The organism is Kluyvera sp. NPDC087067 (assembly GCF_044745165.1).
Taxonomy (GTDB): domain Bacteria; phylum Pseudomonadota; class Gammaproteobacteria; order Enterobacterales; family Enterobacteriaceae; genus Kluyvera.
Window position 1 is genome coordinate 171,458 of record NZ_JBIUZS010000002.1, and the last position, 21,170, is coordinate 192,627.

Annotated in this window: 22 protein-coding genes; 3 read left to right on the forward strand and 19 right to left on the reverse strand. The window is 52.0% G+C overall.

Features of this window, described 5'->3' with window-relative positions; translation table 11 throughout:
• Positions 1-5: 5 nt before the first annotated feature.
• The 4 genes from ACIPDS_RS06230 to ACIPDS_RS06245 all read right to left on the reverse strand — a co-directional run bounded on the left by ACIPDS_RS06230 (position 6) and on the right by ACIPDS_RS06245 (position 4,019).
• Positions 6-1,400, reverse strand: a complete 1,395-nt coding sequence (locus ACIPDS_RS06230) for a diguanylate cyclase domain-containing protein (RefSeq protein ID WP_400733822.1) — start codon at positions 1,398-1,400, stop codon at positions 6-8.
• Between the two features lie 272 nt (positions 1,401-1,672).
• On the reverse strand, positions 1,673-1,906 hold the full coding sequence (gene yedF / locus ACIPDS_RS06235; RefSeq protein WP_166515795.1) for a sulfurtransferase-like selenium metabolism protein YedF: 234 nt from the start codon (positions 1,904-1,906) through the stop codon (positions 1,673-1,675).
• Entirely contained in the window at positions 1,903-3,114 is a 1,212-nt protein-coding gene (gene yedE / locus ACIPDS_RS06240; RefSeq protein WP_400733825.1) for a selenium metabolism membrane protein YedE/FdhT, read from the reverse strand. The genes yedF and yedE overlap by 4 nt, the downstream gene beginning before the upstream one ends.
• Positions 3,115-3,650: 536 nt before the next feature.
• The gene (locus tag ACIPDS_RS06245) at positions 3,651-4,019 is read right to left on the reverse strand and encodes a hypothetical protein (protein ID WP_400733827.1); all 369 of its coding nucleotides are present in this window, start codon (positions 4,017-4,019) and stop codon (positions 3,651-3,653) included.
• Positions 4,020-4,585: 566 nt separating this feature from the next.
• Between ACIPDS_RS06245 and mutS the strand changes: the two genes are divergently transcribed.
• Positions 4,586-7,147 carry a DNA mismatch repair protein MutS gene (gene mutS, locus ACIPDS_RS06250; RefSeq protein ID WP_400733829.1) on the forward strand — a complete coding sequence of 854 codons (2,562 nt, stop codon included), beginning with the start codon at positions 4,586-4,588 and terminating at the stop codon, positions 7,145-7,147.
• A 755-nt stretch (positions 7,148-7,902) separates the two neighbouring features.
• Here mutS and ACIPDS_RS06255 read toward each other — a convergent pair.
• Genes ACIPDS_RS06255 through ACIPDS_RS06265 form a run of 3 tightly spaced genes read right to left on the reverse strand, consistent with a single transcriptional unit; the run spans position 7,903 to position 10,167 of the window.
• Complete coding sequence (locus ACIPDS_RS06255; RefSeq protein WP_166515791.1) at positions 7,903-8,139, reverse strand: non-oxidative hydroxyarylic acid decarboxylases subunit D; 237 nt, start codon at positions 8,137-8,139, stop codon at positions 7,903-7,905.
• Between the two features lie 10 nt (positions 8,140-8,149).
• On the reverse strand, positions 8,150-9,577 hold the full coding sequence (locus ACIPDS_RS06260; protein ID WP_400733833.1) for a non-oxidative hydroxyarylic acid decarboxylases subunit C: 1,428 nt from the start codon (positions 9,575-9,577) through the stop codon (positions 8,150-8,152).
• Positions 9,577-10,167, reverse strand: coding sequence for a non-oxidative hydroxyarylic acid decarboxylases subunit B (locus ACIPDS_RS06265; RefSeq protein WP_166515927.1), 591 nt, complete (start codon positions 10,165-10,167; stop codon positions 9,577-9,579). Before ACIPDS_RS06265 ends, ACIPDS_RS06260 begins: the two co-directional genes overlap by 1 nt.
• 168 nt (positions 10,168-10,335) lie before the next feature.
• On the opposite strand from ACIPDS_RS06265, the gene ACIPDS_RS06270 reads away from it, so the two are divergent.
• On the forward strand, positions 10,336-10,755 hold the full coding sequence (locus tag ACIPDS_RS06270) for a MarR family transcriptional regulator (protein WP_166515789.1): 420 nt from the start codon (positions 10,336-10,338) through the stop codon (positions 10,753-10,755).
• 36 nt (positions 10,756-10,791) lie between these two features.
• A complete protein-coding gene (locus ACIPDS_RS06275) occupies positions 10,792-11,169 on the forward strand; it encodes a DUF4440 domain-containing protein (RefSeq protein ID WP_400733835.1) in 378 nt (125 codons plus the stop codon).
• A 62-nt stretch (positions 11,170-11,231) separates the two neighbouring features.
• Here the strand turns inward: ACIPDS_RS06275 and rpoS are convergent, their stop codons facing one another.
• The 12 genes from rpoS to cysD all read right to left on the reverse strand — a co-directional run bounded on the left by rpoS (position 11,232) and on the right by cysD (position 21,045).
• Positions 11,232-12,224, reverse strand: coding sequence for an RNA polymerase sigma factor RpoS (gene rpoS / locus ACIPDS_RS06280; RefSeq protein WP_126440982.1), 993 nt, complete (start codon positions 12,222-12,224; stop codon positions 11,232-11,234).
• Positions 12,225-12,339: 115 nt separating this feature from the next.
• Positions 12,340-13,449, reverse strand: a complete 1,110-nt coding sequence (nlpD, locus tag ACIPDS_RS06285) for a murein hydrolase activator NlpD (protein ID WP_400734699.1) — start codon at positions 13,447-13,449, stop codon at positions 12,340-12,342.
• A 176-nt stretch (positions 13,450-13,625) separates the two neighbouring features.
• On the reverse strand, positions 13,626-14,255 hold the full coding sequence (locus ACIPDS_RS06290; protein WP_166515786.1) for a protein-L-isoaspartate(D-aspartate) O-methyltransferase: 630 nt from the start codon (positions 14,253-14,255) through the stop codon (positions 13,626-13,628).
• Positions 14,249-15,010, reverse strand: coding sequence for a 5'/3'-nucleotidase SurE (gene surE / locus ACIPDS_RS06295; RefSeq protein WP_166515785.1), 762 nt, complete (start codon positions 15,008-15,010; stop codon positions 14,249-14,251). Before surE ends, ACIPDS_RS06290 begins: the two co-directional genes overlap by 7 nt.
• The gene (gene truD / locus ACIPDS_RS06300; RefSeq protein ID WP_400733838.1) at positions 14,991-16,040 is read right to left on the reverse strand and encodes a tRNA pseudouridine(13) synthase TruD; all 1,050 of its coding nucleotides are present in this window, start codon (positions 16,038-16,040) and stop codon (positions 14,991-14,993) included. The genes surE and truD overlap by 20 nt, the downstream gene beginning before the upstream one ends.
• A complete protein-coding gene (gene ispF / locus ACIPDS_RS06305; protein ID WP_062775445.1) occupies positions 16,037-16,516 on the reverse strand; it encodes a 2-C-methyl-D-erythritol 2,4-cyclodiphosphate synthase in 480 nt (159 codons plus the stop codon). The genes truD and ispF overlap by 4 nt, the downstream gene beginning before the upstream one ends.
• The gene (gene ispD / locus ACIPDS_RS06310) at positions 16,516-17,226 is read right to left on the reverse strand and encodes a 2-C-methyl-D-erythritol 4-phosphate cytidylyltransferase (RefSeq protein WP_400733843.1); all 711 of its coding nucleotides are present in this window, start codon (positions 17,224-17,226) and stop codon (positions 16,516-16,518) included. Before ispD ends, ispF begins: the two co-directional genes overlap by 1 nt.
• Before the next feature lie 19 nt (positions 17,227-17,245).
• Positions 17,246-17,563 carry a cell division protein FtsB gene (ftsB, locus tag ACIPDS_RS06315; protein WP_400733846.1) on the reverse strand — a complete coding sequence of 106 codons (318 nt, stop codon included), beginning with the start codon at positions 17,561-17,563 and terminating at the stop codon, positions 17,246-17,248.
• A 161-nt stretch (positions 17,564-17,724) separates the two neighbouring features.
• On the reverse strand, positions 17,725-18,051 hold the full coding sequence (locus ACIPDS_RS06320) for a DUF3561 family protein (RefSeq protein ID WP_166515781.1): 327 nt from the start codon (positions 18,049-18,051) through the stop codon (positions 17,725-17,727).
• Positions 18,052-18,094: 43 nt separating this feature from the next.
• Positions 18,095-18,700 (reverse strand): adenylyl-sulfate kinase, encoded by a 606-nt coding sequence (cysC, locus tag ACIPDS_RS06325; protein ID WP_400733849.1) that lies wholly within the window; start codon positions 18,698-18,700, stop codon positions 18,095-18,097.
• Positions 18,700-20,127, reverse strand: a complete 1,428-nt coding sequence (gene cysN, locus ACIPDS_RS06330) for a sulfate adenylyltransferase subunit CysN (RefSeq protein ID WP_166515779.1) — start codon at positions 20,125-20,127, stop codon at positions 18,700-18,702. Before cysN ends, cysC begins: the two co-directional genes overlap by 1 nt.
• Positions 20,128-20,136: 9 nt before the next feature.
• Positions 20,137-21,045 (reverse strand): sulfate adenylyltransferase subunit CysD, encoded by a 909-nt coding sequence (gene cysD, locus ACIPDS_RS06335; RefSeq protein WP_166515778.1) that lies wholly within the window; start codon positions 21,043-21,045, stop codon positions 20,137-20,139.
• Positions 21,046-21,170 lie beyond the last annotated feature (125 nt).

Consider the following 21,170-nt stretch of genomic DNA (forward strand, 5'->3'; position numbering starts at 1 on the left):
TCTCATCAGGCGAATGCATCTTCATTATCTTTGCGGGTGGTGTAATGGAGTTTTTTGTAGCGATACATCTCATTGTCCGCGGCGGAAATGCTTTTCTCGATATTTTCAGTTAGCTCAGCAAAGCCGAAGCTGATTGAGGTGCTCACTAACTCGCCATCAACATGGTGATCCTGATTTATCTTTTCCAGAAGTTGATTCATTCTTATGGCAGCCTGTCTGATATCCGTCTTAGTCAGCAATAAGATAAACTCATCGCCCCCCGTTCGAATAAATGAATCCAGCGACCTTATATTTTTTAAGAAAATTGTGGAAATCAGGATAAGAATTTTATCGCCGACTAAATGCCCATAGGTATCATTGATGTATTTAAAGGAGTTCACGTCAATAACACCAATGATGGAGTTGGTGCCGATGGCTCTTTTCAATATATGCATACCCTTTCTTTTTGAGACCGCTCCCGTCAACAGGTCAACATCAATATCATTGTTGAGTGAAATAACATGATTAATGCCTGACAGCGCAATGATGAAAGCGATAACGCAAATCATGTTAAAAACAATTAGCTTATTAATGCAGCTAAGAATAGCATATTTAATTGATGTTTTTGTTAAAACGGCTGAATCAGAAATAAACTCATGAGATGTCCATGGGGTGAAAAGGCCTTGCTCCGACTTTGCCAGATCAATGTTATTTGTTTTCTTGTGCAATATGATCTGTTCATGAATCGGCATGCCGTTTGTGAGCATGATTTTTTTCAAGGTATCCAGCGTATAATCACTCACAACATAGCCAAGGAGTTTATTGGTCATGGCGTTAGTGTTGTTTTCAATCACCGGTTGGATTGTGCTGATGGTTTTCTCCGCAGTAAACGCATCCTTATAAATCTCACTCACATACCTTTTTGCTGTTAAGTTGTGTGAAACAGAAATTTTGGGAATGAAGCTATAGTGGGCATTGTTAAGTAACTTTAGCTTCTCCTTGTTAATGCCTTTAGCCTTTGAGAACACAAACAAAAAGCTATGGTCTAACGGAACAAAATATTTCGTTAACGCGATTCTCTTATTCAAACCTGTCGCTATTTGCAATATCCCACCAATGTTATTGATGACGTTACCGTTTAAGTCCAGCGTTTTTTTCGTTCCCACAAAATCGCCATTGCCATAGGCCCGGCCAGTCGTCGGGGTCGGATACTTGTTACCAGCAATCGCGAAAGATAGCGCAGTTGCTAATAATAAGTTATCGCGATCGTCGATTGAAATACTGCTTATGGCTCTATTAATGGCCAGGCTAGCATCTAAATCGGCTTTTTTTATCACGTTGTTTATTATGAAATTATTACCCATTACGATAATAAGGATAAAAAAGAAAATGAGCGGAGGTTTAAGTTTGGCAGGTTGCATTTTGTATGGGTTATGAAGTTATTTAGGAAATTCTAACAAGCTGTTTCTTTTTTAAATTGATTATTTGTGCGAGGAATGATTATTTGTAAATCATTTGCGATGGTAATTATTAAAAGAAAAGATGCTATCTAAATACCTTTAAATACAATCAATTGGAGGTGATTTGTGCTTAGGATTGATGATTGCGCTTTACGTTTTTTACAGCACGTTTAATTCATTTTCAGGACATCAGTTAAAAAGCCACGCTCTCGCCGAGCGGCGAGAGCGTCGTTTTATTTCTGAATCAAATAGCGAATGGTTGGGCCATCTTGCTGGATATCCAGCACGGTGTAACCGTGGTTCTGGGCATCAAGCGGAATGTTATTTATCGACTGCGGACAGTCGCTGACCACTTCAAGTATTTCGCCTTTTTTCAGCTGCGGCATCGCTTCAAGGGTTGCCACGGCGGGATACGGACAAGGTTCCCCCACCATATCCAGACGGTAATCAGGAACTATCGCGCTCATACACTCTCCTTCGCGGTAACGTTAGCGGTCGCTGCGCGGCGGAAGAAGCGTTTTTCCCAACCGATAATCAGCAACAGCGCAAGCAATAACAGGCCGTAAGTCACCAGCAGACCGCCCAGCGGGCCAAAGGTGGTTAACAGGTTCACTTTATCCCAATGGGTCGCAAGCGCAGGGGAGATATCGTCCCAGTAATAAGCCAGAATCGTTGAGCCAATGACGTTACCCAGCCCAACCCACCAGTAGTGCACCTGCCCTTCTACCGCACGATACATCCAGCCGGTTTCACAGCCCCCGGCGAGCACGATACCAAAGCCGAACAGCAACCCGCCGATGACGGCATTCGGCCCTGCCCACATAATTTTTGGCGCAACGCCCAACTGCACATAGCTGAAGATGCCGATGGCGCTAACCGCCATGCCAAAGATAATCGCTTTCGCCATTTGCGTGCGCCCGGTGATCCACAGGTCGCGGAAGGCCGAGGTAAAGCAAATCTGCGCACGTTCAATCAGTAAACCAAAACCTACGCCGAACAGCATCGCCAGACCCAGTTTCGGGCTACCCGCCGCCGTGAATAGTGCCCAGCTGATCATACCGACAAAAATCAGCATCCCCAGGCGGAAACGACGACGCGCTTTATCAGGGCTTTGGGTTAACGGAGATGCGGCGGAGACTTTGACCATTTTCACCGGAATACGGAACATAGGCAGTAGCGTGAAGCGCGCACCGAACCATGAACCGATAGCGGTCGCCAGGGCAAAAAACCAGGCATGTAGCGAGAACTGAGGGATCCCGGTAAAGAATGCCGCCAGATTACAACCCATCGCCAGACGGGCCCCAAAACCGGCAATCATACCGCCAATAATCGCCTGCAAAATACGAATGCGGCTTTTAGGTAAACGCAGCTTCACGTTATTCGCCCACAGCGCCGCGGCAAAGCAGCCGCCGAACATGCCGATAATCATCATGCCATCAATACGCGTCAACGGCGTACCTTCAAGACCGATAAGCTTGTAGTAGCCCCAGGTTTCGGTATTTACGCCCGCCAGCTGCAGCAGCTGTCCACCCCAGCGGGTAAATTCGCCGGTGACGGCCCAGAAAGTACCGGTGATGCCGAAATAATAGGTGGCAAGAATACCTGCGGCGATCACGGCCGGAACCGGTGACCAGAATTTGATCAGATAAGTTTGTTTGAATTGGTGCCAGGTCATAAAGATTAGCCTCTGAACTCAGAAGGATAGTGGTGCGGAAAGCGGGGGATTATAGCGGATATATCATCCAGAATGCTGACAACTTCAGTAAAAGATCGGTTAGATCAATTTTCATTCGCGCACACCACGACGCGAGGCCGCTTTATCCTGGCGGCAATAACTCTCAGGCAAAGAGCTGGGTACGACTTTCGGGCAAACCCTTGTTCTGCTGATAGCGCAGTCGGTAATAAAACTAGCGTTTAATGTACATCCCTCAGTACAGCATCGTGACAGATGTTAATATTCAAATAAGCCAGACTCACTTAAAATGTAAAAAAACAAACCAAAGGTTCCGGCTAAGCCGGTAAAAAACATCGTAAGCGATAGTTGTAAAACTTGTTTATAGGTCAATTTAACAGAAAGGAAATAGTTAACAAAATCTTTCCTGAGAACGGAAAATAAAAACTTTAAATCTGACGACACGTCTCTACTCCTTTAGCCTGTCGCAATAACGATCCTGACCAACTACTGGCCATATAATAAAAACTGAGTTAATACTATGAGCACTTCACTTCAATCTCCTGCCCCTTTTCTGCATAGATAATCTTTATTTCATCATCTGATTCAATAAGTGCCAGTTTCGTGCCGCTGTCTGGAATTTGGTAAAAGCGGAGCATATGGCCAAACTTAGTTTTCTGCGCCAGGTACATCTCCAGCCGTTGATTCTGCACGACCAGTTTGTGCGGATAATCCTCCCAGCTTACGGAAACGACTTGATCCTGTTTGCCCACGCATTGCAAATGAACCGGTAGACTTATGCCGCTTGCTGGTGTCACCAGTAAACTCATCATGGCTCCTAAAATGGTGTTTTTTAGAATTCTTGATTTCTTATTTAAGAGGGCCAGCCCATTGGTTACCAAATTCATTACTCCATCAGCATTATCTCAAAGAACATTTTGATGGCGTAAGTTAGCAGAATAAATTTGTGGTTAATTTCAAAAAACGCTCTAACACATTGATTGAGCCAAATATGAAAATCTCAGCAGCTAACGTATTTACTCAGGAAACGGTTAGAGATATCGCAAGGCAGTATCAGTGCAATACGGTAATAATGCGTGGATGAGGTTTTGTATAAGATTAGAAAAAAGTGCCCTTCATTTGCATCGCTGAAGGCGCAAATAGTCTGATTTTTGTCCCTGCCCGCCTTAACTTTATCGTTCGATTTCATTATTTTTAACGCTTTGGGCAAAAGTGGCTTTTCCAGTTGTTTTCCCCGCATTCAGACTCCGTTATCATGCACCTTACGTAGTCATGAAAAATGTAGGTTGTGCTGTAGGCAGCCCTATTGCGCCAGGCGATTAACGCCCTGGGACATTTCAACCTGGCCTTAAATGTAGAATTTCATGATATTCAATGAGATAACGTGAAACATAATGATAACCACAACAATCACTAACTCATTAAAAATTAAGAAAATGGACATCACAAATCAATGAGTACATTAGAAAATTTAGACGCCCACACCCCAATGATGCAGCAGTATCTGAAGCTCAAAGCACAGCATCCTGAAATCCTGCTGTTCTACAGGATGGGGGACTTTTACGAGATGTTTTATGACGATGCCAAGCGCGCGTCGCAGCTATTAGATATCTCGTTAACCAAACGTGGTGCCTCTGCCGGTGAGCCTATCCCGATGGCAGGCATTCCGTATCATGCTGCGGAAAACTATCTGGCAAAGCTGGTCAATCAGGGCGAGTCCGTTGCCATCTGCGAGCAGATTGGCGATCCGGCAACCAGTAAAGGGCCGGTTGAACGTAAAGTCGTGCGTATTGTTACGCCCGGCACCATCAGCGATGAAGCGCTGTTACAGGAGCGCCAGGATAACCTGCTCGCCGCCATCTGGCAGGATACCAAAGGTTATGGCTATGCGACGCTGGACATTAGCTCAGGGCGTTTTCGCATCAGCGAACCCGCAGACCGGGAAAGCATGGCCGCCGAGCTGCAACGCACCAATCCGGCAGAGCTGTTGTATGCCGAGAACTTTGCCGAAACGGCATTGATTGAAGGTCGCCGTGGCCTGCGCCGTCGCCCGCTGTGGGAGTTTGAAATCGATACCGCGCGCCAGCAGCTCAATATGCAGTTTGGTACGCGCGATTTGGTCGGCTTTGGCGTTGAAGGCGCACCGCGTGGCCTGTGCGCTGCGGGCTGTCTGCTGCAATACGTGAAAGACACCCAACGCACATCGCTGCCGCATATTCGCTCCATCACCATGGACCGCCAGCAGGACAGCATCGTGATGGATGCTGCCACGCGTCGTAATCTTGAAATCACCCAGAATCTGGCGGGCGGCTTCGAAAATACTCTCGCGTCCGTCCTCGACTGCACCGTGACGCCGATGGGCAGCCGTATGCTTAAGCGCTGGCTACATATGCCGGTGCGGGATACAAAAATTCTTACCGAGCGCCAGCAAACCATCGGTGCTCTGCAGGATAGCACCGCAGAAATACAGCCCGTGCTGCGGCAGGTCGGCGACCTGGAGCGTATCCTGGCTCGTCTGGCACTGCGTACCGCTCGCCCACGCGATCTCGCGCGGATGCGTCATGCTTTCCAGCAATTGCCGGTACTGCGCGAGCAGCTGCTGAATGTTGAAAGCGCCCCGGTACAAATGCTGCGGGAAAAAATGGGCGAGTTCACCGAACTGCGCGAGTTGCTGGAACGCGCCATTATTGAAGCACCGCCGGTACTGGTGCGTGACGGCGGCGTGATTGCGACAGGTTATAATGAAGAGCTGGATGAATGGCGCGCGCTGGCTGACGGCGCGACCGACTACCTTGATCGTCTGGAGATCCGCGAGCGTGAACGTACCGGCCTTGATACTTTAAAAGTGGGCTTTAATGCGGTACACGGTTACTACATTCAGATAAGCCGTGGGCAGAGTCATCTGGCGCCTATCAACTATGTGCGCCGCCAGACGCTGAAAAATGCCGAACGCTATATTATTCCCGAGCTTAAAGAGTACGAAGACAAGGTTCTGACCTCGAAAGGCAAAGCGCTGGCGCTGGAAAAACAGCTTTATGACGAGCTGTTCGAGCTGCTTCTGCCGCATCTGGGTGATTTGCAGCAGAGCGCCAACGCGCTGGCCGAGCTTGACGTGCTGGTCAATCTGGCCGAGCGCGCCTGGACGCTTAACTACACCTGCCCGCGCTTTACCGACAAACCCGGCATTCGTATTACCGAAGGTCGTCATCCGGTGGTTGAACAGGTGCTCAACGAGCCGTTTATCGCTAACCCGCTGCATCTGGCACCGCAGCGGCGGATGCTTATCATCACCGGCCCGAATATGGGCGGTAAAAGTACCTATATGCGACAAACCGCGTTGATTGCGTTACTGGCCTATATTGGCAGCTACGTACCGGCGCAAAGCGTCGAGATTGGCCCTATCGACCGAATCTTTACCCGCGTTGGCGCAGCAGACGATCTGGCCTCGGGCCGCTCGACCTTTATGGTCGAAATGACCGAAACCGCAAACATTCTGCACAACGCAACCGAGCACAGCCTGGTGTTAATGGATGAGATTGGACGCGGCACATCCACCTACGATGGCTTGTCATTGGCGTGGGCCTGCGCCGAAAACCTGGCAAATAAAATCAAAGCGTTAACCCTGTTTGCCACCCACTACTTCGAGCTGACTCAACTGCCGGAGAAAATGGAAGGTGTCGCCAACGTGCATCTGGATGCGCTGGAGCACGGCGATACCATCGCCTTTATGCACAGCGTGCAGGATGGCGCGGCAAGCAAAAGCTACGGTCTGGCGGTTGCCCAACTGGCGGGAGTGCCAAAAGAGGTTATCAAGCGCGCGCGTCAGAAACTGCGGGAGCTGGAAAGCCTGTCGCCAAATGCTGCGGCAACACAGGTAGATGGCACACAAATGTCGCTGTTGTCAGTACCTGAAGAGGCTTCACCTGCCGTTGAGGCGCTGGAGAATCTGGATCCGGACTCGCTTACGCCACGTCAGGCGCTGGAGTGGATTTATCGTTTGAAGGGTATGGTGTAATTCATCATCTGCGCCGCTTCGCCTGAGCTGAAGCGGCGCCTTCAAAAAATCACATCGCGTAAATGACTCGATGGTGAATTTATCGACGGAGCGAACTCAGGGTAAAAAAAAGCCCTCACCGGAACGGCAAGGGCTTTTAAGGTACTACGAACTTCAGATTTAACATTAATTAACTTATTGAATTGCTACTACAATTTATACTACTTACAAATGCACCCGTTTACTACAGATAATATTGGGCATTAAAACTAAAAAACCTCCCTCTAGTTATCCTGTTATACACATCGCCAGCGTTAAAAAGAACTTAAGCGTGGCGCCTTAAACAAGTACATCCCCATCGCGACATATACTCTTTGATGCGTTGCCTTATTACCGTTGCGTTTATCATGATGCAATAATCGCAGAAAATGAATTTAAAACAAGGCGTTACATCGTCGCGCATACTCTACCATTTTGCTTTCCAGCACAATTACTACGAGGCCTTAAAACATACTGCATCCCAAACTACAAACTTCGTGGCCTTATTGCAAAATGGTTTACCCCAGTACTTCTGAATAAACACTTACTTTTCTTGTGCTGTTAAAACCTAATTTACTCATTTAGTCAGAAGAGTCAATACTGTTTTTAAAAGCATGTTTAAATTTACATATCCTGAGATATCGAGCATCACAATAAATAAGATCAGACTCAGGATATCAGCCGCGTTTCGGATAAAAAAATGCGATGAGGTTCACATCTCATCGCAGTTTATGGCATTAGCGTTTATCTGCCGCCAGCAGCGGCGGGATGCTTGGCACCATCGGCGCGTCGTCGATATCCTTTTGCGTCATGCGAAACGCTTCCGGGTAATGTTCGCGGCTGGTGCGGCGTAGCGGTTCAGTATCGCGCCAGGTGTACAGACAATGCTGGCACTGGAATACGGTCCAGACATCTTTTACCGGCGATTTCGCCATTACTTCAATATGTTCATCAGCGCAACGTGGACAAATCATCTTTTCCTCCTTACTTACGGTTAGCCAGCATAGCGGTCAGTTTTTCAGCCCAGGCTTTGGTTTCAGGTAAGTCCTGTACCGGTTGGCTATAGTGACCGCGGTTGTCCGGCGCAACCGGCGTGGTGGCGTCGATAATCAGTTTGTCGGTGATCCCCGCCGGGCTAGAACCAGGATCAAGCTCCAGTACCGACATGTTCGGCAACTGCACGAGATCGCCCGCTGCGTTCACCTTCGACGACAGCGCCCACATCACCTGCGGCAGGTTGAACGGGTCGACGTCTTCATCAACCATAATCACCATTTTCACATAGCCCAGGCCGTGTGGCGTGGTCATCGCACGCAGGCCAACCGCGCGGGCAAAACCACCGTAGCGTTTTTTGGTTGAGATAATGGCCAGCAGTCCGTGGGTGTACATGGCGTTAACCGCCTGCACTTCCGGGAATTCGGCTTTCAGCTGCTGATACAGCGGCACGCAGGTTGCCGGGCCCATCAGGTAGTCGATTTCAGTCCACGGCATACCAAGATAGAGGGATTCGAAAATCGGTTTAGTGCGATAAGAGACTTTATCGATACGCACTACCGTCATGTTACGACCGCCGGAGTAGTGACCGGTGAATTCGCCAAACGGCCCTTCTATTTCACGCTTGCGGCTTTCGATAACCCCTTCCAGAATCACTTCCGAACCCCACGGCACGTCAAACCCGGTCAGCGGAGCGGTCGCAATCGGATAAGGGCTTTCGCGCAGCGCGCCGGCCATTTCGTATTCCGACTGGTCGTATTTTAACGGCGTGGCGCCCATCAACGTGATGATGGGATCGTTGCCGAGGGTGATAGCAATCGGTAAGTCTTCTCCCCGCTCTTCCGCTTTGTGCAGATGCAGCGCGATATCATGCATAGGGATGGGTTGCAGGCCCAGCTTGCGCTTGCCTTTGACTTCCATACGGTAGATACCGACGTTCTGTTTGCCGAAGTTATCTGGATCAAGCGGGTCGCGGGATACCACGCAGGCTTTATCCAGATAAAAACCGCCATCACCGTCATTTAAGCGAAACAGCGGCAGAATATCGAACAGGTTAATGTCTTCACCATCGACGGTATTTTCAGCCCATGCGGGGTTCGCGCGTCTTTCCGGGGCAATCGGGAAGTTATCCCAGCGGCGGATGAATTCATCAATCTGCTTTCTGACCGGCGTGTTCATCGGCAGACCCATTGAAATGGCATGGTTTTGCCAGGAGCCAATGGTGTTCATGGTGACGCGGGCGTCGGTAAAGCCGCGAATATTGTCAAACCACAGCGCCGGGGCACCGTCACCGATACGGCCGGTCGCATTCGCGGCCGCTGCCAGATCCGGTTCGGCATTTACCTCTTCGCTGATTTTCAGCAGTTGGCCCTGGTCTTCCAGTTCCTGCAAAAAACTGCGTAAATCATCAAAAGCCATTATGCATTCTCCTGTGAAAAATTCGCTGTCCGTAACCCGCTCCAGCGACGTGCTTTGTGGTACTCAAGACCAAACTGATCCAGCACGCGCGCCACCACATGGTTAGTGACATCATCAATTGTTTCCGGGTGGTTGTAATACGCTGGCATTGGCGGCACCATCGCCACGCCCATGCGTGACAGGGCCAGCATATTTTCAAGATGGATGGTGCTAAGCGGCATTTCGCGCGGCACAAGCACCAGCTTACGCCCCTCTTTCAGCACCACGTCGGCGGCACGCCCCACCAGCCCTTCGGCATAGCCAGCGCGGATGCCGGCCAGCGTTTTCATACTGCATGGGATGATAATCATGCCGTCGGTACGGAAGGAGCCGGAGGAGATGATGGCGGCCTGATCGGCAGGGCTATGCGTGAAATCCGCCATTTCAGACACTTCACGTGCGCTTAACGGCGTTTCCAGTTCGATAGTCGTTTTGGCCCACTTCGATAACACCAGATGGGTTTCTACTTCCGGCATTTCACGTAGTGCCTTGAGTAGAGCCACCCCTAACGGCGCTCCGGTCGCCCCGGTCATCCCCACAATCAGTTTCATCATCACCTCTCACTTTGTTCGTACACGAACATTTTGAATAAAAGTACCCTTTATCCTCACGAAGTGCAAGTTTGTTCGTACACGATCACATTTTTAATCAAAACAGGAAATATGCGCAAAAGCATCGCGAACGGCTATCATAGAAGCGATGATTTTTATGGAGTTCTCATGGAATTAAGAAACGAGGCGTTCCACCTACTGCGTCAGCTTTTCCAGCAGCATACCGCCCGCTGGCAGCATGAACTGCCGGAACTCACCAAACCTCAGTACGCGGTGATGCGCGCTATTGCAGAACATCCCGGCATTGAACAGGTCGCGCTGACGGCTGCCGCGGTCAGTACGAAAGCGACGCTGGCAGAAATGTTAAGCCGGATGGAGCAGCGAGGACTTGTGCGCCGCGAGCACGATCCCGCGGACAAGCGGCGCCGATTTGTCTTTTTAACCGCCGAAGGGGAAGCCTTACTCGCTCACGCTATCCCGTTGGGTAACGCCGTTGATGAAGAGTTTTTAGGTCGATTAAGCGCTGATGAGCGCCAGCATTTATCGCGGCTGATCCACACCCTGATATCATCCGAGGCGAAAGATTAACCTTTTCCCTCACCTGCACCGCAAAATGGAGAATAAATGAATCGCTATATTCAAGAAGTCCTCGACGCTCACGTGGTTATCGAAAACTGGCTGGGGCGCGGTGAAGGCAGCGCAAAGGCTTTAATGCAGCGCTTTAATCACGATTTTACGATGATTCCGCCGGGCGGAACACGAATGGACTACCAGGCAGTCAGCGCCTTTTTCGCGGGAGCTGGCGCATGTCGTCCGGGGTTAAAGATTGTTGTCGATAATGCTGCTGTGCTCAGCGAATGGCACGACGGTGCAGCCGTTATCTATCAGGAAACCCAGCATTTACCCGGTAAGCCGACAACACAGCGCTGGTCGACGGCGATATTTCGCCTGCAGGACGACAAAACCCTCTGGCAACATCTGCATGAAACGGCTCAGGGGTAACGGCGGAAAATAGAAAAGGAAAAGGCCCAATCCAATGATTGAGCCTTTTTGAGAAAAGTCACTTACTCGCGGAATAACGCTTCGATGCTTAGCCCCTGAGTCTGCAAAATTTCACGCAGACGGCGCAGGCCTTCAACCTGAATCTGACGCACACGTTCGCGGGTCAGACCAATTTCACGGCCAACATCTTCCAGCGTCGCTGCTTCATAGCCTAACAGGCCAAAGCGACGAGCCAGCACCTCACGCTGTTTGGCGTTCAGTTCGAACAGCCATTTGACGATGCTTTGTTTCATATCATCGTCCTGCGTGGTGTCTTCCGGGCCGTTTTCATTTTCATCGGCCAGGATGTCCAGCAGCGCTTTTTCAGAATCTCCGCCAAGCGGCGTATCAACTGAAGTGATGCGTTCATTGAGACGCAGCATACGGCTTACGTCATCAACTGGCTTATCCAGCTGTTCGGCTATCTCTTCGGCGCTCGGCTCGTGGTCCAGTTTATGCGACAGTTCACGAGCGGTTCGCAGATAGACGTTCAGCTCTTTAACAATATGGATTGGCAGACGAATGGTACGGGTTTGGTTCATGATAGCCCGTTCAATTGTCTGACGTATCCACCATGTGGCGTAGGTTGAAAAACGGAACCCACGCTCAGGGTCGAACTTCTCTACGGCGCGAATCAGCCCCAGATTGCCCTCTTCGATAAGATCCAGCAGCGCCAGACCACGATTGCCATAACGGCGAGCAATTTTCACGACCAGACGGAGGTTGCTTTCAATCATCCGACGGCGCGAGGCCACATCGCCACGCAGGGCACGACGAGCAAAGTAAACTTCTTCTTCTGCGGTTAATAATGGAGAATAACCGATCTCACCCAGGTAAAGCTGAGTCGCATCGAGTACACGTTGAGTAGCACCCTGCGATAAAAGCTCCTCTTCGGCGAGTTCGCTGTCACTGGGTTCCTCTTCATTCAGGACTTTCTCATCAAAAGTCTCTGCTCCATTCTCATCAAACTCCGCATCTTCATTTAAATCATGAACTTTCAGCGTATTCTGACTCATTAAGGTGGCTCCTACCCGTGATCCCCAGGCAATGCACCTTAGCATGTCACTTATCAGGTGGCCTCTACGACTGCCGATGCCACCTGAAAGCGTTCATGTGAAGGACTTTGCCGCATTATCGCTGCGGTAAATACTGCAGCGGGTTGACGGATTTCCCCTTGTAACGAATTTCAAAATGCAAACGTGTCGAACTGGTACCAGTGCTACCCATGGTAGCGATTTTCTGCCCCGCCTTGATATCTTGTTGCTCTTTTACCAGCATCGTATCGTTATGAGCGTAGGCACTCAGGTAATCATCGTTATGTTTGATGATAATAAGATTACCGTAACCGCGCAGTGCGTTACCGGCATACACGACGCGCCCATCAGCGGTTGCGACGATTGCCTGTCCTTTACTGCCCGCGATATCAATCCCTTTATTGCCACCGTCGGTGCCGCTAAAGTTTTCGATAATCTTGCCGTCAGTCGGCCAGCGCCATGCGGAAATTGGCGCGCTGGTTGATGTACTGCTGGCGGTTGGTACGGCTGTGCTTGCAACTGGTGCGGTTACAGGCGCTGTGACGGTAGTCGTCGCAGGCTTGTTGTTAGGCAACATTTTGTTAGCACTTTGTTCACCTGAATCCTCAGAATACGTAATTGTGGTAGTCGACGCAACAGGCGTGATGGAATTTTGTGCAGGTTTTGAGACTAATCCGGAATTAGCGTTGCTACTTTGCGCGCTGGCTACCGCTACCGGGTTGTTTCCGGTAATTGGCTGACCGGAAGCATTGCCGACTTGCAGAACCTGCCCGACGTTCAGCCCGTAAGGAGCAGCGATATTGTTGCGCTGGGCAAGGTCACGGAAATCGTTGCCGGTCACCCAGGCAATATAGAACAGCGTATCACCATGTTTAACGGTATAGGTGCTGCCGCCTGCATAGCTGCCTTTTGGAATATCACCGTATTTGCGGTTGTAGACGATATGTCCATTTTCCATTTGCACCGGCTGTTGTGCTACCGGCTGCGCGACGGGCTGCTGGGTCTGGATAGGCTGTGTTTGAACCGGCTGCGTCTGAACCGGCTGTACCGGTTGAATCTGAGGTGTTGATTGCGCCGTGGTGCCCATTTTTGGCGGCGGCGTAATCAGCATGCCGGAATTGGTGCTGCTGGATCCATTGCTATTAACGGAGCTGACTGGCGCTGGGGTATCATTCGATGAAGAACAACCTGCCAGCCAAAGTGAAATCAGTGACAATGCCACTACACGATTAACGGTAAATTTAGGGCTTCCCGCGCTCATTTATCCCCCAGGAATAGGTTAACTGCCAGTGACTTAATACCGCGCAACGCGCGTCGTAAACACTGGAAAACGTGTTTACCATACGCCCAATTGTGCCGAAAACCTTCAGAAAAATCCGGGTCTCAGGCGAGCTCCCCCTTCACCAGGGGAACGAAGCGTACGGCCTCGACGGTATCAATAATGAATTCGCCTCCCCGCCGATGAACGCGTTTCAGATACTGCTGATCATCGCCTACGGGTAAAACGAGAATACCGCCCTCATCCAGCTGCGACATCAGCGCAACCGGGATTTCCAGCGGAGCCGCCGTCACGATAATGGCGTCAAACGGGGCGCGCGCTTGCCACCCCTGCCAACCATCGCCATGGCGGGTCGATACATTATGCAAATCAAGCTGCTTCAGGCGACGCCGTGCGTGCCATTGCAGGCTCTTTATACGTTCAACGGAACAGACGTGATGAACTAAATGTGCCAGGATGGCCGTCTGATAACCCGAACCGGTGCCAATTTCCAGCACCCGGCACTCGGGCGTCAGCTCGAGTAGTTCGGTCATTCGCGCCACCATGTAAGGCTGCGAAATGGTCTGCCCCTGCCCAATAGGCAGCGCAACGTTATCCCACGCGCTGTGTTCAAACGCCTCATCAATAAATTTTTCACGCGGCACGTTCGCTATCGCATCAAGCACCCGTTCATCGCGGATCCCCAATTGCTGAAGCTGATCGAGCAGGCTCTGAATACGTTTACTGACTACCATTGCGTGTCTACCCTCACCTGCTCAAGCCAGCCGGAGACCACCTCGCGCGCGCCCTGTGCCGTGAGATCGACGTGCAGCGGCGTCACGGAGACATATCCTTCATCGACGGCGGCAAAATCAGTATCCGGGCCGGCGTCGCATTTTTCACCCGGCGGGCCAATCCAGTAAAGCGTATTACCGCGCGGATCCTGCTGCGGAATGACTTTATCCGCCGGATGGCGGCTACCGCAGCGCGTCACGCGAATGCCTTTGATTTGGTCAAGCGGCAGGTCGGGAACGTTGACGTTGAGGATACGTCCGGTACGCAGCGGCTCACGCGCTAACGCGCGCAGTAACGAGCAGGTGACGGCGGCGGCGGTCTCATAGTGTTGATGACCGTTTAACGACACCGCAAGCGCGGGCAGACCAAGATGTCGGCCCTCCATCGCAGCCGCCACCGTGCCGGAATAGATAACATCATCGCCCAGATTCGGCCCGGCGTTAATGCCAGAAACGACGATGTCCGGCCCCGGACGCATCAGCGCATTGACGCCAAGGTAGACACAATCCGTAGGCGTGCCCATCTGGACGGCAATGTCGCCGTTATCGAAAGTGAAAGTACGAAGCGAAGACTCCAGCGTCAGCGAATTCGACGCGCCACTGCGGTTACGATCGGGTGCAACTACCTGAACCTCGGCAAATTCCCGTAAGGCTCTGGCCAGCGTCTGAATGCCTGGCGCATGGATCCCGTCATCGTTACTCAGCAATATTCGCATAATCACCTGTTGTATTGATAAGTTCCCTTACCACGCTGGTCGCAAAACTGCCCGCCGGGAGCCAGAAACGCAGTTCGACGGTCACGTCGTCCCACCAGTTCCAGCAAAGCTGCTGCGGATAGAGCAGCATTGCGCGGCGAGCGGCCTCGACTTTTTCGCGCAGCAACAGGGATTGCAACGCGGTCTCTTCAGCCAGCACGGTTTGTTCAAATACCAGCGCGTCGCGCTGGGTTCCCCAGTCACCGCTTCCCGGCAGGACTGCGGTGATCATCAGTTCACGCGCATCGACGCGAGCTTGCAATTCAGTCAGTTCTTCAGGGCTTGCCACAAACCAGCTGCCACGCCCGGATAATTGTAGCGCATCGCCGTCAACAACTTGATTAAAGTCCGTTTTTTTTAGGCGTTCACTCACAATCTGATTAAACAACGCGCTGCGTGCCGCCGACAACCAAAAACTGCGCTTATTTCGGTCGCGAACCGGTGCGCCGCTTTCCGCCCAGCGCAGAGCGCCATGCAGGTTACTGCCACCCATGCCAAAGCGCTGAGCGCCGAAATAGTTCGGCACGCCGCCGTCAACAATCGCCTGTAGACGGGACTCAACCTCATCACGGCCTTTCACTTCGCGTAAAACTATCGTGAACTGATTGCCCTTAAGCGCGCCTAATCGCAGCTTACGCTTATGGCGCGCATATTCCAGCACCTGACACCCTTCCAGCTGGAACTGGCTTAAATCTGGCATTTCCTTGCCAGGAACGCGCGCGCATAGCCACTGTTCGGTGACCGCATGCTTATCTTTTTGCCCGGCAAAGCTGACTTCACGAGCGTGAATTTTCAGAAACTTCGCCAGCGCTTCGGCAACAAAACGGGTATTACAGCCATTTTTCAGGATGCGTACCAGAATATGCTCGCCTTCGCCGTCCGGTTCAAAACCTAAATCTTCAACCACCAGAAAATCTTCCGGGTTGGCTTTTAATAGCCCCGAACTTTGCGGTTTACCGTGCAAATACGTCAGTGCATCGAACTGAATCATGAGGTCGCCTTATTCAGCAGCGCCACCGCTTCACAGGCGATGCCTTCACCGCGACCGGTGAAGCCGAGCTTCTCGGTAGTAGTGGCTTTGACGTTAACATCATCCATATGGCAGCCAAGATCTTCGGCAATAAACACGCGCATTTGCGGGATGTGCGTCAGCATTTTTGGCGCCTGGGCGATAATGGTGACGTCAACGTTGCCGAGGGTGTAGCCCTTCGCCTGTACACGACGCCAGGCTTCACGCAACAGTGCGCGGCTGTCAGCGCCTTTAAAGGCCGGATCGGTGTCCGGGAACAGCTTGCCGATATCACCCAGTGCTGCCGCTCCGAGTAAAGCATCGGTTAATGCATGCAACGCCACGTCGCCGTCGGAGTGCGCCAGCAGCCCTTTTTCATAAGGGATACGTACGCCGCCAATGATAATCGGGCCAACGCCACCAAAGGCGTGTACATCAAATCCGTGTCCAATTCGCATTATGCATTCTCCGGGTTACCCGAGCGGGTGAGGTAAAATTGGGCGAGCGCCAGGTCTTCCGGGCGCGTCACTTTAATATTATCAGCACGTCCGGCAATCAACTCGGGATGAAAGCCGCAATACTCTAACGCTGATGCTTCGTCGGTAATCGTTGCGCCTTCGTTCAATGCGCGGGTTAAACACGCCAGCAGCAGCTCGCGCGGGAAAAACTGGGGGGTCAGCGCGTGCCACAAATCATTGCGTTCGACGGTGTGGGCAATGGCCGATTTTCCGCTTTCTGCGCGTTTCATGGTGTCACGAACGGGCGCGGCCAGAATACCGCCCACGCGGCTGGTGTCGCTTAACATCAGCAGCCGCGCTAAATCATCCTGATGCAGACACGGGCGCGCGGCATCATGTACCACTACCCATTGGGCATCATCAATCGCGCGCAGGCCAGCCAGCACCGAGTCGGCACGTTCAGCGCCGCCATCAACGACGGTAATTTGGGGATGCTGCGCCAGAGGGAGTTGCTGGAAGCGTTCGTCGCCAGGGGAGACGACGATTATCACTCGCTGGACGCGGGCATTAGCCAGCAGCGCATCCACCGAGTGTTCGAGAATCGTTTTGTTACCGATTGAGAGATATTGTTTCGGGCATTCCGTTTGCATACGGCGGCCAAACCCGGCTGCCGGTACCACGGCGCATACGCCCGGAGAAGTTACGGCCATGTCGTCATCCTGGAACTGATTAGCGATTAGTTTGCGTTTGCCCCGCATTCTGGTTGCGTTTAGACGCATCCGGCACCAGACGATAAAACGTTTCGCCCGGGCGGGTCATGCTAAGTTCGTTACGAGCACGTTCCTCGATAGCTTCCTGGCCGCCATTGAGGTCATCAATTTCGGCAAAAAGCTGATCGTTGCGCGCTTTTAATTTTGCGTTGGTTGCCTGTTGTACAGATACATCATCATTGACCCGGCTAAAGTCATGCAGACCATTTTTGCCAAACCATAAGGAATATTGTAGCCATACCAGCAATGCCAGTAATAGCAGCGTTAATTTACCCATCCTGCCCCCTGAAAAACGGCCCTATCATCCCATAACTTGCCGTCATACTCCACTCCGGCCGCAGGCGATACCGCATACAGACTGAAATGTACCACATTTCCCTGGCCCAGAGGCATGCGTTGTCGCAGGCAAAATTGCGCAGAATGTCTAGTACGAACGCACTAACTCATAATCCACATGAATAACAAGCCACACAGTATGGCGACGGTAGCCAACGTTGCAACAATGGTGTAACCCAGTTTTCCTTTCACTAGCGAGTGGAAAGCCACGCCGACAACCACGGCAACGGGCATCAGGGCGAGGAAAAAAGGCCACGTGTACAGGAAGAAGAATAGCGTGTTATTGCCATAGTGCAGATAGGGGATACCCAGCGCCATCAACCACGCGACAAAGCCGACAAACGCCCCTGACAAAGACCAGGTGGCTTCATCATAAGCGGGGGCGAGCGACTCGGGGTGGGTCACGTCGATGTTCTGAGTATTGCGCATAAATAATCCTGTTAGGCCGGAGTAGGCAAACTCCGGCACCTTTTCAGGATCTGATAATATCGCTCTGTCTGAGCAGATCTAATAATTGTGCCACTAAATTTGTTACTAATTGTTCACCATTAAGGTGGATCGCCGGTCGCTCTGGAGATTCATATGCTGAATCAATCCCGGTAAAATTCCGCAGCTCTCCGGCACGGGCCTTTTTATACAAGCCTTTCGGATCGCGCGCCTCACAGGTTGCCAGAGAGGTGTCGACGAAGATCTCAAAGAAGCGATCGTCCCCCACCTGTTCCCGCACCATCTGACGTTCTGCACGGTGCGGTGAGATAAATGCGGTCAATACCACCAGCCCCGCATCGACCATCAGTTTAGCCACTTCACCCACGCGACGAATATTTTCTTTACGGTCTACATCGGTAAACCCCAGATCGCGGCACAAGCCATGACGGACGTTATCACCATCCAGCAGATAAGTGCTCACGCCAAGCTGATGCAGCGCTTCTTCCAGCGCACCGGCAACGGTGGATTTCCCCGAACCCGAAAGCCCGGTGAACCACAGGACAACCCCACGATGACCGTGGAGCTGTTCGCGCTGCTGTGCGGTAACGGGATGGGCGTGCCAGACGACGTTTTCGTCATGCTGAGCCATTACTTGCCTCCCAGCAAATCACGCGCGCCCCAATGTGGGAAGTGCTTACGCACCAGGGCATTAAGTTCCAGTTCAAAAGCGCTGAAATCGGTGCTCAGCCCCACCGCGTCGGTATTCAGTTCATGTACCATGCCTGCACCGACGGTGACGTTGCTTAAGCGATCGATAAAGATAATCCCGCCGGTCACCGGGTTTTCCTGATACTTGTCGAGCACCAACGGCTCATCAAAGGTCAGGTCAACAAGGCCGATACCGTTTAACGGGAGAACGTCCACTTCACGCTGCGTCAGATTGTTGATATCTACCTGATACTGAATGCCATCAACGCGGGCGCGGGTTTTCTTACCGGCCACCTTGATGTCATAGCTTTGCCCTGCCGACAGCGGCTGCTCTGCCATCCACACCACGTTCACGCTGGCGCGCTGCACCGACGGTAACGTATCTTGCGCGTCCAGCAACAGATCGCCGCGGCTGATATCGATTTCGTCTTTCAGCACCAGCGTCACGGCTTCGCCTGCGCCCGCTTCCTCGAGATCGCCATCAAAGGTGACAATCCGCGCCACGCTGGACTCAACGCCTGACGGCAGCACTTTAATGCGCTGGCCCACCTGTACACGGCCTGAGGCCACCGTACCGGAGAAGCCGCGGAAATCCAGGTTCGGACGGTTGACGTACTGCACCGGGAAACGCATCGGCTGGGTATCAACGGTGCGCTGGATGACGACCGTTTCCAGCACTTCCAAAAGCGTTGGGCCGCTGTACCATGGAATATTCGCGCTCTGACTTGCGACGTTATCGCCCTCAAGGGCAGAAAGTGGGACAAAGCGAATATCCAGATTGCCCGGCAGCTGCTCGGCAAAGGTCAGATACTCTTCGCGGATACGGTTAAACGTCTCTTCGCTGTAATCAACAAGATCCATTTTGTTCACCGCCACCACCAGGTGTTTGATTCCCAGTAGCGTTGAGATAAAGCTGTGGCGGCGCGTTTGATCCAGCACGCCTTTACGCGCGTCAATCAGCAGGATCGCCAGGTCACAGGTGGAAGCGCCGGTTGCCATATTGCGGGTGTACTGCTCATGCCCTGGGGTATCAGCAATAATAAATTTACGCTTTTCGGTGGAGAAATAGCGATAGGCCACGTCGATAGTGATGCCCTGCTCACGCTCGGCCTGTAGACCATCCACCAGCAGCGCCAGATCCAGTTTTTCACCCTGCGTACCGTGTCGCTTGCTGTCATTGTGCAGCGATGAAAGCTGATCTTCATAAATCTGGCGGGTATCGTGCAGCAGACGGCCAATCAGCGTACTTTTGCCGTCATCCACGCTGCCGCAGGTCAGAAAGCGCAGCAGGCTTTTGTGCTGCTGGGCGTGCAGATACGCCTCAACCCCGCCTTCATCGGCAATTTGTTGTGCAATAGTGGTGTTCATGGCGGCTCCTTAGAAATAACCCTGACGTTTTTTAAGCTCCATGGAGCCGGCCTGGTCGCGGTCAATCATCCGCCCCTGACGTTCACTGGTGGTGGAGACCAGCATCTCTTCGATAATCTCCGGCAGCGTCTGCGCGTCGGACTCTACCGCACCGGTCAGCGGCCAGCATCCCAGAGTACGGAAGCGCACCATACGATTTTCGATAACCTCTCCTGGCTGCAAATCGATACGATCGTCGTCGATCATCATCAGCATACCGTCACGTTCCAGCACCGGGCGCTCGGCGGCCAGATACAGTGGAACAATATCGATATTTTCCAGATAGATGTACTGCCAGATATCCAGCTCGGTCCAGTTCGACAGCGGGAAGACGCGGATGCTCTCACCTTTGTTAATCTGGCCGTTGTAGTTATGCCAAAGCTCCGGGCGCTGGTTTTTCGGATCCCAGCGATGGAAGCGATCGCGGAAGGAGTAGATACGTTCTTTGGCGCGGGATTTTTCTTCATCACGGCGAGCGCCGCCGAATGCCGCATCAAAACCATATTTATTCAGCGCCTGCTTCAGGCCTTCGGTTTTCATAATATCCGTGTGCTTGGCACTGCCGTGTTCGAAGGGATTGATCCCCATCGCCACCCCTTCCGGGTTTTTATGTACCAGCAGCTCACAGCCGTAGGCTTTGGCGGTGCGGTCGCGGAACTCGTACATCTCACGGAATTTCCAGCCGGTATCAACATGCAGCAGCGGGAACGGCAACGTGCCTGGATAAAACGCCTTGCGCGCCAGATGCAGCATGACGCTGGAATCTTTACCGATGGAGTACATCATCACCGGATTAGAGAATTCGGCGGCCACCTCACGGATAATATGGATGCTTTCCGCCTCCAGTTGCCGCAGGTGAGTAAGTCGTTTTTGGTCCATAACCGTTCCTTAAGCCTGATTTATTGCATGTCTGTTGTGTGTTGGGGCTTGATAGCGTCGTCTGCACGTATCTCTTTGTTGTTCGGGTCGTTGTGCTACAACTCGCTAACAATCAGCAATACAGG